The sequence below is a fragment of the Pseudomonas sp. FeS53a genome, assembly GCF_000931385.1.
GTDB classification, from domain to species: domain Bacteria; phylum Pseudomonadota; class Gammaproteobacteria; order Pseudomonadales; family Pseudomonadaceae; genus Metapseudomonas; species Metapseudomonas otitidis.
In genome coordinates this window covers 113,838-125,896 of record NZ_JYFT01000005.1, presented here as the reverse complement: position 1 = coordinate 125,896, position 12,059 = coordinate 113,838, and the positions used below count along the sequence as shown (strand labels likewise).

The following is a 12,059-nucleotide window of genomic DNA, read 5'->3' as shown; positions in this document are numbered from 1 at the left end:
GCCGCAGTTCGCGGCCTCAGTCGGGGCTTATGCCGCACGCGGCGAAACGATGATCTTCACGTTGTGTTCCTTGTTGTGCACCAGTTCTTCGAAGCCCTTTTCGACGATCTGCTCCAGCTCGATGCGGCCGGTGACCAGGGGTGTGATGTCGAGGCGGCCGTCGGCGATGAAGGCGATGACGTCGGCGAATTCGCCGTTGTAGGCCAGGGCGCCGAGGACCTGTTTCTCGGTGGCCACCAGTTCGAAGAAGTTGAACGAGCTGGGCTCTTCGAAGATGCCCACCAGCACGCAGGTGCCGGCCTTGCGGATAGCGTCGATGGCGAGCTTGGCGGTGTGCTTGTTGCCGATGCATTCGAAGCTGACGTCGGCGCCCAGGCCCTGGGTGAGCGTGCGGATCTCGGCGAGCACGTCGCATTCGTTCGGGTCCAGCACGTGGCTGGCGCCCACTTCGCGGGCCTTGGCCTTGCGCGCGCTGGACATCTCCAGGGCGATGACCTGGGCGGCGCCGGCGGCCCTGGCGCACATGATGGTGCACAGGCCGATGGTGCCCGCCCCCACGACCACCACGTTGCGCCCGAGCAGGCTGCCGGCCTTCTTCACCGCGTGCATGCCCACGGCCAGCGGTTCGATGAGGGCGCCGGCCTCGGCGGGGAAGCCGGCCGGGAGCTTGTACAGCAGGTTGGCGGGGACGTTGACCCATTCGGCGAAGGCGCCGTTGTTCATCAGCCCGGTGAAGGCGAGGTTCTCGCAGATGTTGTAGAGGCCGTGGCGGCAGTAGTAGCAGGTGCCGCAGTGCTGGCAGGCGTCGGCGGCGACCACTTCGCCCGGGGTGAAGCCCTGCACGCCGTCGCCGAGCTTGACGATCTCGCCGCAGAACTCGTGGCCGAGGATGCACTGGCCCTTGATGCCGGTGAGCGGGTGCGGCGCTTCCACGGGGATGAACACGGGGCCGGCGACGTACTCGTGCAGGTCGGAGCCGCAGATGCCGCACCAGTGCACGCGGATCTGCACCCAGCCGGGGGCCGGGTCGCCGGGCAGGGGCACGTCTTCCACGCGGATGTCGTTGCGGCCGTGCCACACCGCGGCACGCATGCTGTTGGGGAGGATGCTCATGGGGTTCTCCTGGGGCCCGGCGGGTGCCGGGCCCGGTGATCGTCAGTGGCGTTGGAGGAAGGCCTGCAGCAGCGCGTTGACCGCGTCGGCGGCCTCCATCTGCAGCATGTGGGCCTGCCCCGGGAGGATGTGCACCTCGGCCGGCAGGCCATCGGCGTGGTGGGCGGGGATGATGGCGTCGGCCTCGCCCCAGACCACCAGCACCGGGTGCTGGCCGCTCTCCACCACGCTGCGCAGGTCGAGCCGCTGGCGGCCCGCCTCGTTGAGGGTGTCGGCGAGCTGGCGCAGGGCGGCGTCCACCCCTTCCAGGCGCTTGAAGCGGAGCATGTCTTCGAGCATCTGCCGGGTGACCAGCGCGGGGTCGGAGAACAGCTGCACCAGCTGCGGCTTGAGGGCGTTGCGGTTGCCGGCCTCGACGAAGCCCTGCAGGTAGGTGCCGTTGATCTCGGCGCCGAGCCCGGCGCTGGCCAGCAGGCTGAGGCTGCGCACTCGCTGCGGGGCCAGCCGCGCGGTGTTGAGGGCGACGGCGCCGCCCATGGAGTGGCCGGCCAGGTGGGCGTGCTCGATGTCGAGGTGGTCGAGCAGCGCGAGTACGGCGCAGCTCAGCTCGTCCAGGTCACCGCGGACCAGCTGCTTGGCGGATTCGCCGTGGCCGGGCAGGTCGAGGGCGATGACGCGGCGCTCGGTGGCCAGGGCCTCGTGGTTGAACAGCCAGTTGTTGAGGTCGCCGCCGAAGCCGTGGATCAGCACCAGCGGCACGCCGCCTTCGCCACGCTCGAAGTAGCGCAGGGTGCGGCCGTCCAGCTCGACCTTCTGCGGGCTGGGGCCGCTGTCGGCCTCGCCTTCGCCACCGGGCACGAACTCGGCAAGGAAGCGCTCGACCACGGCGTCGATCTCCGCTTCGCTGGCCTCCCCTTCCACCACGATGCCGAGCAGCGCGCCCACCGGCAGTACCTCGTCGGGCCGCGCCACCTGGCGCCGCAGCACGCCGGAGAACGGCGCCTCGACGCTGCTGCTGATCTTGTCGGTCTCCACGTCGAGCACTTCGTCGCCCTTCTCGATGGTGTCGCCGTCCTGCTTGAGCCAGTCGGCCACCCGGCCTTCGGTCATGGAGAGACCCCACTTGGGCATGGTCAGGGTATGGATGCGGCTCATGCGGCGTTTCTCCCTTGCAGCAGCGCCAGCACGGCGGCTTCGATCTTCGCGGCGCTGGGGATGTAGAGGTCTTCCAGGGCGTCGGAGAACGGCACCGGGGTGTGCGGAGCGGTGACCTGGCGGATCGGCCCCTTGAGGGCGTGGAAGGCCTGCTCGGCCACCAGCGCGGCGATGTCGGTGGCCAGGGAGCAGCGCGGGTTGGCTTCGTCGATGACCACCAGGTGGCCGGTCTTCTCGACGCTTTCGAGGATGCTGTCGGCGTCCATCGGACTGGTGGTGCGCAGGTCCAGCACCTCGCAGGAGATGCCCTGGCGGGCGAGGCTGGCGGCGGCGTCCATGGCCAGGTGGACCATGCGGCCGTAGGTCACCAGGGTGACGTCGTCGCCGTCGCGGAGGAAGTTGGCCTCGCCGAAGGGCACGGTGTAGAGCTCTTCCGGCACCTCGCCCTGCATGGAGTAGAGCAGCTTGTGCTCGCAGAAGATCACCGGGTCGTTGTCGCGGATGGCCTGGATCAGCAGGCCCTTGGCGTCGTACGGGGACGAGGGGCAGACCACCTTGAGCCCGGGGATGTGGGTCCACAGCGCGGTGAGCATCTGCGAGTGCTGGGCGGCGGCGCGCAGGCCGGCGCCGACCATGGTGCGGATCACCAGCGGGGTGACGGCCTTGCCGCCGAACATGTAGCGGAACTTGGCGGCCTGATTGAGGATCTGGTCCAGGCAGCAGCCGGCGAAGTCGACGAACATCAGTTCGCACACCGGGCGCAGGCCCCGGGTGGCGGCACCCACGGCGGCGCCGACGTAGCCGATCTCCGACAGCGGGGTGTCCAGCACGCGGCCGGGGAACTGGTGGTAGAGGCCCTTGGTGACCCCGAGCACGCCGCCCCAGGCGTCGTCCTCGCCGGGTGCGCCGGCGCCGCCGGCATTGTCCTCGCCCATGATGAAGACGCTGGGGTCGCGGCGCATTTCCTGGGCCAGCGCCTCGTTGATGGCCTGCTGGTAACTGATCTTTCTGGCCATGATGGCTCTCCTTTGATTGTTCTTCTGGCGGCTCGCCGGCCGGTTACGGGTAGGCGACGTAAACGTCGCTGAGCAGGTCGGCGGGGGATGGCTTGGGGTCGGCCTTGGCGCGCACCACGGCCTCTTCGATGCCGGCCTCGACCTCGGCATCGATGGCGTCCAGCGCGCTGGCCTGAAGCAGGCCGGCGCGGGTGGTGCGCTCGCGGAACTGCATGAGGCAGTCGCGGGTTTCGCGGTAGTGCTTGACCTCGTCGGGGGCGCGGTAGGTCTGGGCGTCGCCTTCGAAGTGGCCGTAGTAGCGGGTCAGCTTCACTTCGATCAGCGAGGGCCCCTCCCCGGCCCGGGCCCGCTCGATGGCGGCGCCGGCGGCTTCGTGCACGGCAAAGAAATCGAAGCCGTCGACGGTGACGCCGGGCATGCCGAAGCCGGCGGCGCGGTCGGCGATGTGGTCGCAGGCGACGGACCAGTTGGAGGCGGTGGCCTCGGCGTAGCCGTTGTTCTCGGCGACGAAGATGCACGGCAGGTTCCACACCGAGGCGAGGTTCATGGCCTCGAACACGGCGCCCTCGTTGGAGCCCCCGTCGCCGAAGAAGGCCACGGCCACGGCGCGGTTGCCCTTGAGCTTGGCGGCCAGGGCGGCACCGGCGGCCAGCGGCGCGCCGGCACCGACGATGCCGTTGGCGCCGAGCATGCCCTTGGACAGGTCGGCGATGTGCATGGAGCCGCCCTTGCCGTGGCAGACGCCGGTCTTCTTGCCGTAGATCTCGGCCATCATCCCGTACACGTCCACTCCCTTGGCGATGCAGTGGCCGTGGCCACGGTGGGTGGAAGCGATGCAGTCCTCGTCGTAGAGGTGCGCCATCACCCCGGCGGCGGAAGCTTCCTCGCCGGCGTACAGGTGGACGAAGCCGGGGATCTCGCCGGTGGCGAACTCCACGTGCAGGCGTTCCTCGAAGGCGCGGATGGTGCGCATCACGCGGTAGGCATGGAGCAATTGCTCAGTCGAAAGCGTGGACATCTTCTTGTTCTCCAGGGTGGTTCACGGGCTTGCCAGGGACGGCCAGCAGGCGATGGCAGGCGGCGAAGGCCAGGGCGGCCTCGACGTCAATGCTCAGCGGGCCGTCGAGTTCGAGGGTGATGCTGGGGCGGTCGGCGGCGGCGAACTCGATCTCGCGCTCGCCATCCAGGGCCAGGGTGCCGGCGGCCAGGTGCGGCAGCCGGGGGATGCCGGGTTCCAGGCTGCCGCTGGCGACGATGCCGCAGGCCTGCAGCAAGCCGGGGGCGAGCGGCGCCAGCAGGGCCTGTTCGGCGCCGGGGGCGAGGCGCACCCAGCTGCCACGGGGGTAGCGCCGTGACACCGGGTTCCACAGCCCGCAGAGGGACGAGAGGCCGATGGCGTGGGGCTCGGCGAAGGCGGCATAGACCTCGGCCAGGTCCTCCGCGCGGCTTATGGCGCGGGCACCGGTGAAGGTGAGCGGCGAGACGGCCACCTCCACCAGGGCGGTTTCGTCGATGCCGCGCGCGGCGATGCGCACCCGCAGGCGCTTGTTGCGGCGCAGCGCCACCTCCGCCGGGATGCGGCCGCTGGCGTAGAGCCCGCCGGCCAGGCCCGCGCCGGTGGCTTCGCGCAGCTCGGGGAAGGCGTTGTTGGTGCCGGTGGAGAGGCACAACAGCGGGATGTCGCCCACCTCCCCCGCCACGGCCTTGTGGGTGCCGTCGCCGCCGAGCACCGCCACCAGGGCGACGCCGCGCCGGACCATCAGGCGTGCGGCGTGGCGGGTGTCTTCCACGCTCTGGCGCAGCGGCAGGTCGAGGAACTCCAGGCGCGGCCAGCGACTGTCGTGGGCGTGGCGGCTGGCGCTGGCCTTGAGCACGGCGGCGGCGATACCGGTAATGTCCGGCGGCATCAGCACCTCGTCCACGCCGGTGGCGCCGAACGCGCCGAGCAGGCGCTGCACCACGGCGGCCTTGTCGGTGCTGGAGTACAGCCCGGCGTTGGCGGTGAGGCGGCGCACGTCACGGCCGGAGGCGGGGTTGGCGATGATGCCGACGCGCAGGGGCATGGCGGCACTCACAGGGAGAAGCCGCCGTCGACGGCGATCGCCTGGCCGGTGACGTGGGGCGCGCAGGCGAGGTAGACGGCGAGCTGGCCCATGTCCTCCACGGTCTGCGCTTCGCCCTGGGGCAGCAGGCTGGCCTGGTGGCGCTCCCAGGATTGCGCCTCGCTCTCCCCCGGCTGCGCCCAGCGCCCGGAGAGCCCGGCCTCGCCACGCCACATGCCGGTGCCGACGATGCCGGGGCACAGGGCGTTGACGGTGATGCCCTCACGGGCGACCTCCTTGGCCAGGGCGTTGCTGAAGCCGATGACGGCGAACTTGGAGGCGCTGTAGTGGGCCAGGTCCGGGAAGCCGACCCGCCCGGCGATGGAGGCGACGTTGATGATCCGCCCCCAGCGCTGGGCCTGCATGAGGGCCAGTTCGGCCTGGCAGCAGAGGAACACGCCGCGGGCGTTGATGGTCATGACCCGGTCCCAGTCCTCGACGCTGAGTTCACGGACCTTGTGGATGCTGATGACGCCGGCGTTGTTCACCGCCACGTCGAGCCGGCCGTGCTGGCGGGCGATGGCGTCCACCAGGGCCTGGACGCTCTGCGGATCGGCGACGTCCACCGCGTGGGCCGTGGCGCGGGCGCCGAGGGCGCGGACCTGGGCGGCGCCCTCCTCGGCCAGGGCCGGGTCGAGGTCGGCGATCACCAGTTCGGCACCGGCCTGGGCCAGGCTGCAGGCAATGCCGAGGCCGATGCCACGGCCGCCGCCGGTGACCAGGGCGATCCGGCCGGAAAGGGAAAATGGCGCAGGGGCAACAAGGGTCATGACGCACCTCTGAATTGTTGTTGTGGGTGCGGGACGGCGTCCCGGTGTCGCCAGGACAGGAGCAAGGGCGGTGCCAGGACGGCGCAGGCGGGGCGCAAAGGTGCGGGCCAGAGCGGCTGCGAGGGGGTTGTTAACGCGCCGTGGGAAGCGCGATCTGAGACGCGCCATGTCAGCCTGCACGGGGTGCGGGCGAGACGCTGAGACGCGGCGTCTCATCCGCCGGGCGGCGCGCCGCCGTGCTTGTCCGCCCTCCGGGCCGGCGCTTAAATGACCGGCACAAGAACAACGACACGAGCCGTGGAGGCCCCATGCTGCCTGCCAACTCGAAAGCCCATGTGGACTGCATCAGCCGTGTGCTGCGCCACGCCGAACGCCTGCCCGAACCACCGGTGCCGGACCTGATCCTGGACTCCTGGCGCCGCTCCATGGACCAGCACCGCCTGGACCCGGGCTCGCTGCAGGGCCCGCGCATCCTCAGCGAGACGCTGCTGAAGGAATGCCGCGAACGCGCGGAAAGCTTCCTGCGCATCGCCGGCGAGGAGGTCTCGCGCCTGCACGGGCGGGTGCGCGATGCCGACTACTGCGTGCTGCTCACCGATGCCCAGGGCCGCACCATCGACTACCGCGTGGAAGCCACCATCCGTGGCGAGTGCCGCCGGGCGGGGCTGTACCTGGGCACCTGCTGGTCGGAGGGCGAGGAAGGCACCTGCGGGGTGGCGGCGGTGCTGACCAACCGGGTGCCGGTGACGGTGCACAAGCGCGACCACTTCCGCGCCGCCTTCATCGGCCTGACCTGTTCGGCGGCGCCGGTGTTCGACCCCCAGGGCCAGTTGCTGGGGGTGCTGGACGTGTCCGCCGTGGAGTCTCCGGACGACCGCCGCAGCCAGCACCTGATCCGCCAGATGGCGGTACAGAGCGCCCGCGATATCGAGAACGCCTTCTTCATGCACAGCACCCGTGGCCACTGGGTGCTGCGCGCCCATTCAGCCCCCGGCTACGTGGACAGCCAGCCGGACTACCTGTTCGCCTGGGACGCCGACGGCCGCCTGCAGGCGCTGAACCCGGCGGCGCGGCACTACCTGCTGGAACGCCACGGGCGCCTGCCGCAGCACATCGGCGAGGTGTTCGACCTGGACCTGCTGCGGGCGGCCGCCGACGAGCACCCGCGCCATGTGCCCGAGCAGGGCCTGCACATCCGCCTCAGCGTGCCGCGCCGGGCGGTGAGCGTGGCGCTGCCGAGCCGCGATGCCACGCAGCTGGACCCGCGCATCGCGGAGAGCCTGCGCCTGGCGGTGCGGGTGAAGGACCGCCACCTGCCGGTGCTGATCCACGGCGAGACCGGCGCCGGCAAGGAGGTGTTCGCCCGCCAGTTGCACGACGCCAGCGCACGCCGGGGCAAGCCCTTCGTGGCGCTGAACTGCGCGGCCATCCCGGAGAACCTGATCGAGAGCGAACTGTTCGGCTACGTGGCCGGCGCCTTCACCGGGGCGGAGCGCAAGGGCATGCGCGGGCTGTTGCAGCAGGCCGATGGCGGCACGCTGTTCCTCGACGAGATCGGAGACATGCCCCTGGCCCTGCAGACCCGCCTGCTGCGGGTGCTGGCCGAGGGCGAAGTGGCGCCACTGGGGGCGGCACGTCGGCAGGCGGTGGACATCCAGGTGATCTGCGCCAGCCACCGGGACCTGGCAGCGCTGGTGGCGGCCGGCGAGTTCCGCGAGGACCTGTTCTTCCGCCTCAACGGCGCGCGCTTCGAGCTGCCGCCCCTGCGCGAACGCACGGACAAGCTGGCGCTGATCAACCGCCTGCTGGACGAGGAAGCGGCCCGCTGCGGGCTGCGCCTGGGGCTGTGCGAGGCGGCGCTGGAATGCCTGCTGGGCTATCGCTGGCCGGGCAATGTGCGCCAGTTGCGCCATGTGCTGCGCTACGCCTGCGCCATCTGCCCCGGCGACACCCTGCGCCTGCAGGACCTGCCGGAAGAACTGCGCGGCGCAGCGCCGGAACTCCGGGACGAGACGCCCGCCAGCCCGGAGCGCCAGGCCCTGCTGGACGCCCTGGTGCGCCACCGCTGGCAACCGCTGCCCGCCGCGCGGGCCCTGGGCATCTCCCGGGCGACCCTGTACCGGCGGGTGAAGCAGCACGGCATCGAGATGCCGCGCATGAAGAGCGAGCCGGCGACCCCGCTGGAGGGCATCTCCGAGGGGGTTACTTGAAGAGCGCCGAGACCACCTTGGCGACGTGTTCGGCGCCCCGGCTGATCTCGCCCATGATGGAGGCGACGGTGGATATCTGCGCGTTGTTGTCCTTGGCGCTGGCTTCGATCTTCTTCATGTAGTCGTCGATCTGCTGGGTCATCTTCACGTTCTCGGTGACCACGCTCTTGATCTCGATGGTGGCGCCGCTGGTGCGCCCGGCCAGTTGCCGCACTTCATCGGCCACCACGGCGAAGCCGCGCCCCATGTCCCCCGCCCGCGCCGCTTCGATGGCGGCATTGAGGGCCAGCAGGTTGGTCTGCTCGGCGACGCCCTGGATGGTGGTGACGATGTTCTCGATGTCCTTGGCCTGCAGGCTCAGCTTGGAGATGAGGTCCACGGCGGTGTTCACCATGGTCAGGGTGGTGGCGGAGATCGCCACCGACTGGTCGAGCGAATCCATGCCCCGGTTGGAGATCTGCGCGGTCTCCTCGGCGGTGGCAAAGGACAGTTCGGCGGCACGCCGGACCTCTTCGTTGCGGCGCACCTGCTCGGTGACGTCGATGGCGAACTTGACCACCTTGAACACGGTGCCGGTCTCGTCCTTCACCGGGTTGTAGCTGGCCTCGATGTGCACGGTGTTGCCGGAGGCGGTCTTGCGCTCGAAGTGGCCACGGTAGAAGTTGCCGGCCTTGAGGTTGGCCCAGAAGTCGGGGTTCTCCCTGTAGAACTCGTCGAGGCAGAGCATGCGGTGGTGGCGACCCTTTAGGCTGCCGAGGCCGTAGCCCATCAGGCGCAGGAAGTTGTCGTTGGCGTCGATGATCTCGCCATCGGGGGTGAACTCGATCATGGCCATGGAGCGGCGGAGCGCGTCGCTCAGCGCACCGAGCACCAGCAGGTCGGAGTGCTTCTGGGTGACGTCACTGGCGATCTTCAGCACCTCCACCACGCGGCCGGAGGCGTCCTTGACCGGGAAGTAGGTCGCCTCCAGCCATAGCACCGCGCCGTTCTTGGCGATGCGCTTGAACACGCCGCGCTGGGAGATGCCGTTGGCGAGGGAGGTCCAGAAACGTTCGTAGGCGCTGGAGTTGCGGAAGCTGTCCTCGCAGAAGAGGCGGTGGTGCTTGCCGACGAGCTCCTGCTCGGTGTAGCCGACCACCTGGAGGAACAGGGGGTTGGCGGTGATGATCTCGCCCCGGGGGGTGAAGGAGATGGATGCGACGTTGTCCTCGATGGCGCGCAGCCGCTGGAGGTTTTCTTCGTCCTGGGGGGTTTTGATGTCAGGGCTGACTCGGCTCTTTCTGTTGAACAACATGATGAGCTCCTTGATGTTGGGTCGAACGTTTTGCCCTTACTGCCCGCAGTGGTCGTCCGGTAGCCGGAGCGGCCTTCCTCAGAGTAGCCAAGCCAAACGGAATGAGAGGCTGATGCAACAACGAGCCCATCGGCTTGGGGTTGCCTTCAGTTCCGCTTCATCTTCCTGTGATCCGGACTCAATGGTTATCGGCACTTCCCGATTTTATGTAGGGAAATCCTTAGCGACCCAAATACCGCTGCGCTTGATAAATGCACAAGGCAGGGGGTCGAGGGCCGCAAAGCCCCCACCTGAAGCCTCCCGCACGTTCGGGTCAGGCGAATGACAGGCCCCGATCTGGGCGAGGCGCCAGCAGCAAGGCCAGGCAGAACCAGACGAACGGCGCTGCAGCCCCCATGAGCATGGGCGCGGCGTAACCGCTCAGCGAGAAGGCACAGAGGCTGGCCGCCAGCAGGGCAAGCCCGCAGATCAGGCCGGCCCGCGCGTACCGGCCCAGTCGGCGGGCCAGGAAGTGGGCGATGAGCCGCCCGATGATCGAGGAAACGACGAGCACCTGCTCGACGCCCAGGATGGCGATGCCTGCCATGAAGGCTGGCCCCTCGGTCGCATCCCGCTCCACGGCCCAGAAGAACCAGGCGACTTGCGCCCCGTAGAGCACGGCCACCCCGGCCAGGGCCACCAGAAACGCTCGCCGCCCGGGGAGCAGCGCGGGCAGCGTGCCCACCAGCAGCATCCCGATCAATGCCATGCCCTGCATGTTGCCGACCTCCTTGTATGGGTCATCCTCGACGCCCGGCGAGGCGGCTTCCCTGCCTGCGGATGGGCGTGCCCAGGGCGCCATCATCGACGGGGCGCGGGCCAGGTCAATCCCCGGGATGAGTTCCTGTCGATGGGTTCGCAGATGGGGGCGCGTGTGCTTCGACACTGCAACGAAAAAGACACGCCGAAGCGTGTCTTTTTCCAGGTGGATTGCGGCGGTATCAGCGCTCCCCCACCGGCGCCTGGTCGGCCTCCACCAGCAGGCTGGCACGCCGCGTGAGCAGGTGGAAGGCGCCCCAGAGCACGAGCAGGAAGGGGATGCCGAACACCAGGGTCATGTGGAAGGCCGGGACGAAGGCGGTGGTGATGAGGATGGCCACCATCAGCCCGAAGCCCAGCAGGGTCGCCCAGGGGAAGCCCCACATGCGGAAGGACAGCTGCAGGCCGCCGTTGCGCGCGTGGTAGCGGCGGAAGCGGTAGTGGGTGAGGAAGATCATCATCCAGGCGAACAGCGCGCCGAAGATGGAGATGGCCATCATCAGCATGAAGGACTCCTCGGGGAACACCAGGTTGACCAGGGTGGCCAGGGCGATGCCGGTGCAGGACAGGGCCAGGGCATTGAGCGGGACGCCGTTGCTGCCGAGGCGCCCCATCAGGCGCGGGGCGTGGCCGGCACGGGCGAGGCTGAACATCATCCGGGTGGTGGTGTAGAGCTGGCTGTTCATGGCCGACAGGGCGGCGACGAGGATGACGAAGTTGATCAGCCCGGTGGCGCCGGGGATGCCCACCTGCTCCATCACCATCACGAAGGGGCTCTGGGCGCCCTGCCCCGACTGGTTCCACGGCACCAGGGCGAGGATCAGCGCGAGGGTGAGGATGTAGAACACCAGCAGGCGCGCCATGGTGACGCGGAAGGCGCGCTTGACGGCCACCTCCGGCTGCTCGGCTTCGCCGGCGGCGACGGCGATCATCTCGATGCTGAGGTAGCTGAAGATGGAGATGATCACGGCGATCCAGACGCCGGAGACGCCATGGGGCATGAAGCCGCCGTGGGCGACGTAGTGGTGGAAGCCGTAGGCGGGGTCACCGCCGCCGAACACCAGCCAGGCGCCGAGCAGGATGAAGGCGACGATGGCACCGATCTTGATCGCCGAGAAGCCGTACTCGAAGTGGCCGAACGCCTTGACGCTGATGGCGTTGGTGACCACCAGGGCGGCGGAGAACAGCAGGATCCAGACCCAGCCGGCAACGGCGGGGAACCAGTACTTCATGTACACGGCGATGGCGGTCACTTCGGTGCCGACCGCCAGGACGATGGCGGCCCAGTAGGCGTAGCGCACCAGGAAGCCAGCCAGCGGGCTGACATAGAACTCGGCGTAGGCGCCGAAGGAGCCGGAGGTGGGGTGGGCGACGGTCATTTCGGCCAGGCAGCCCATGAGCAGCAGGGCGATCAGGGCGCCGATGGCGTAGCTGACCAGCACGCCGGGGCCGGCGAAGCCGATGGCGAAGCTGCTGCCCATGAACAGGCCGGTGCCGATGGCACCGCCAATGGCGATCATGGCCATCTGGCCGGAGGTGAGCTGGCGCTTGAGCCCCTGCTCGCGCGCGGTGATGGCGGCGAATCCTGTCTTGTCGTTCAT

The 12,059-nt window shown here is 69.3% G+C and carries 10 protein-coding genes and 1 pseudogene; 1 reads left to right on the top strand and 10 read right to left on the bottom strand.

All coding sequences use genetic code 11. The features are described 5' to 3' along the window. Window positions 1-27 precede the first annotated feature (27 nt). From SZ55_RS02060 to SZ55_RS02035, 6 genes are all read right to left on the bottom strand, one after another. Entirely contained in the window at window positions 28-1,092 is a 1,065-nt protein-coding gene (locus SZ55_RS02060; protein WP_236692381.1) for a 2,3-butanediol dehydrogenase, read from the bottom strand. A gap of 63 nt (window positions 1,093-1,155) precedes the next feature. Then, window positions 1,156-2,268: an acetoin dehydrogenase dihydrolipoyllysine-residue acetyltransferase subunit gene (locus tag SZ55_RS02055; RefSeq protein ID WP_044400482.1), complete on the bottom strand. Its 1,113-nt coding sequence runs from the start codon at window positions 2,266-2,268 to the stop codon at window positions 1,156-1,158. Continuing rightward, complete coding sequence (locus SZ55_RS02050; RefSeq protein WP_044400480.1) at window positions 2,265-3,284, bottom strand: alpha-ketoacid dehydrogenase subunit beta; 1,020 nt, start codon at window positions 3,282-3,284, stop codon at window positions 2,265-2,267. Before SZ55_RS02050 ends, SZ55_RS02055 begins: the two co-directional genes overlap by 4 nt. 43 nt (window positions 3,285-3,327) lie before the next feature. Beyond that, complete coding sequence (locus tag SZ55_RS02045) at window positions 3,328-4,302, bottom strand: thiamine pyrophosphate-dependent dehydrogenase E1 component subunit alpha (RefSeq protein WP_044400477.1); 975 nt, start codon at window positions 4,300-4,302, stop codon at window positions 3,328-3,330. Further along, window positions 4,283-5,347, bottom strand: coding sequence for an ATP-NAD kinase family protein (locus SZ55_RS02040; protein WP_044400474.1), 1,065 nt, complete (start codon window positions 5,345-5,347; stop codon window positions 4,283-4,285). Before SZ55_RS02040 ends, SZ55_RS02045 begins: the two co-directional genes overlap by 20 nt. Before the next feature lie 8 nt (window positions 5,348-5,355). Then, a complete protein-coding gene (locus SZ55_RS02035; RefSeq protein WP_044400470.1) occupies window positions 5,356-6,156 on the bottom strand; it encodes an SDR family NAD(P)-dependent oxidoreductase in 801 nt (266 codons plus the stop codon). A 308-nt stretch (window positions 6,157-6,464) separates the two neighbouring features. Between SZ55_RS02035 and SZ55_RS02030 the strand changes: the two genes are divergently transcribed. Continuing rightward, the gene (locus tag SZ55_RS02030) at window positions 6,465-8,366 is read left to right on the top strand and encodes a sigma-54-dependent Fis family transcriptional regulator (RefSeq protein WP_044400467.1); all 1,902 of its coding nucleotides are present in this window, start codon (window positions 6,465-6,467) and stop codon (window positions 8,364-8,366) included. Here SZ55_RS02030 and SZ55_RS28955 read toward each other — a convergent pair. From SZ55_RS28955 to SZ55_RS02015, 4 genes and pseudogenes are all read right to left on the bottom strand, one after another. Next, window positions 8,359-8,760 carry a methyl-accepting chemotaxis protein gene (locus SZ55_RS28955; protein ID WP_373870829.1) on the bottom strand — a complete coding sequence of 134 codons (402 nt, stop codon included), beginning with the start codon at window positions 8,758-8,760 and terminating at the stop codon, window positions 8,359-8,361. The two genes, SZ55_RS02030 and SZ55_RS28955, sit on opposite strands and share 8 nt — an antisense overlap. Before the next feature lie 126 nt (window positions 8,761-8,886). Further along, window positions 8,887-9,660: pseudogene (locus tag SZ55_RS28950) on the bottom strand (PAS domain-containing protein); the annotation flags it as partial. Between the two features lie 313 nt (window positions 9,661-9,973). After that, complete coding sequence (locus SZ55_RS02020; RefSeq protein ID WP_044400464.1) at window positions 9,974-10,417, bottom strand: hypothetical protein; 444 nt, start codon at window positions 10,415-10,417, stop codon at window positions 9,974-9,976. Window positions 10,418-10,640: 223 nt separating this feature from the next. Beyond that, window positions 10,641-12,059, bottom strand: a complete 1,419-nt coding sequence (locus SZ55_RS02015) for an amino acid permease (RefSeq protein WP_044400461.1) — start codon at window positions 12,057-12,059, stop codon at window positions 10,641-10,643.

What these genes read in the sequence shown, in the direction of transcription:
- SZ55_RS02030 (WP_044400467.1), top strand. Translation starts at nt 6,465, where the DNA reads ATGCTGCCTGCCAACTCGAAAGCCCATGTGGACTGCATCAGCCGTGTG.
- SZ55_RS02050 (WP_044400480.1), bottom strand. Translation starts at nt 3,284, where the DNA reads ATGGCCAGAAAGATCAGTTACCAGCAGGCCATCAACGAGGCGCTGGCC.
- SZ55_RS02045 (WP_044400477.1), bottom strand. Translation starts at nt 4,302, where the DNA reads ATGTCCACGCTTTCGACTGAGCAATTGCTCCATGCCTACCGCGTGATG.
- SZ55_RS02055 (WP_044400482.1), bottom strand. Translation starts at nt 2,268, where the DNA reads ATGAGCCGCATCCATACCCTGACCATGCCCAAGTGGGGTCTCTCCATG.
- SZ55_RS28955 (WP_373870829.1), bottom strand. Translation starts at nt 8,760, where the DNA reads ATGGTGAACACCGCCGTGGACCTCATCTCCAAGCTGAGCCTGCAGGCC.
- SZ55_RS02040 (WP_044400474.1), bottom strand. Translation starts at nt 5,347, where the DNA reads ATGCCCCTGCGCGTCGGCATCATCGCCAACCCCGCCTCCGGCCGTGAC.
- SZ55_RS02020 (WP_044400464.1), bottom strand. Translation starts at nt 10,417, where the DNA reads ATGCAGGGCATGGCATTGATCGGGATGCTGCTGGTGGGCACGCTGCCC.
- SZ55_RS02015 (WP_044400461.1), bottom strand. Translation starts at nt 12,059, where the DNA reads ATGAACGACAAGACAGGATTCGCCGCCATCACCGCGCGCGAGCAGGGG.
- SZ55_RS02035 (WP_044400470.1), bottom strand. Translation starts at nt 6,156, where the DNA reads ATGACCCTTGTTGCCCCTGCGCCATTTTCCCTTTCCGGCCGGATCGCC.
- SZ55_RS02060 (WP_236692381.1), bottom strand. Translation starts at nt 1,092, where the DNA reads ATGCGTGCCGCGGTGTGGCACGGCCGCAACGACATCCGCGTGGAAGAC.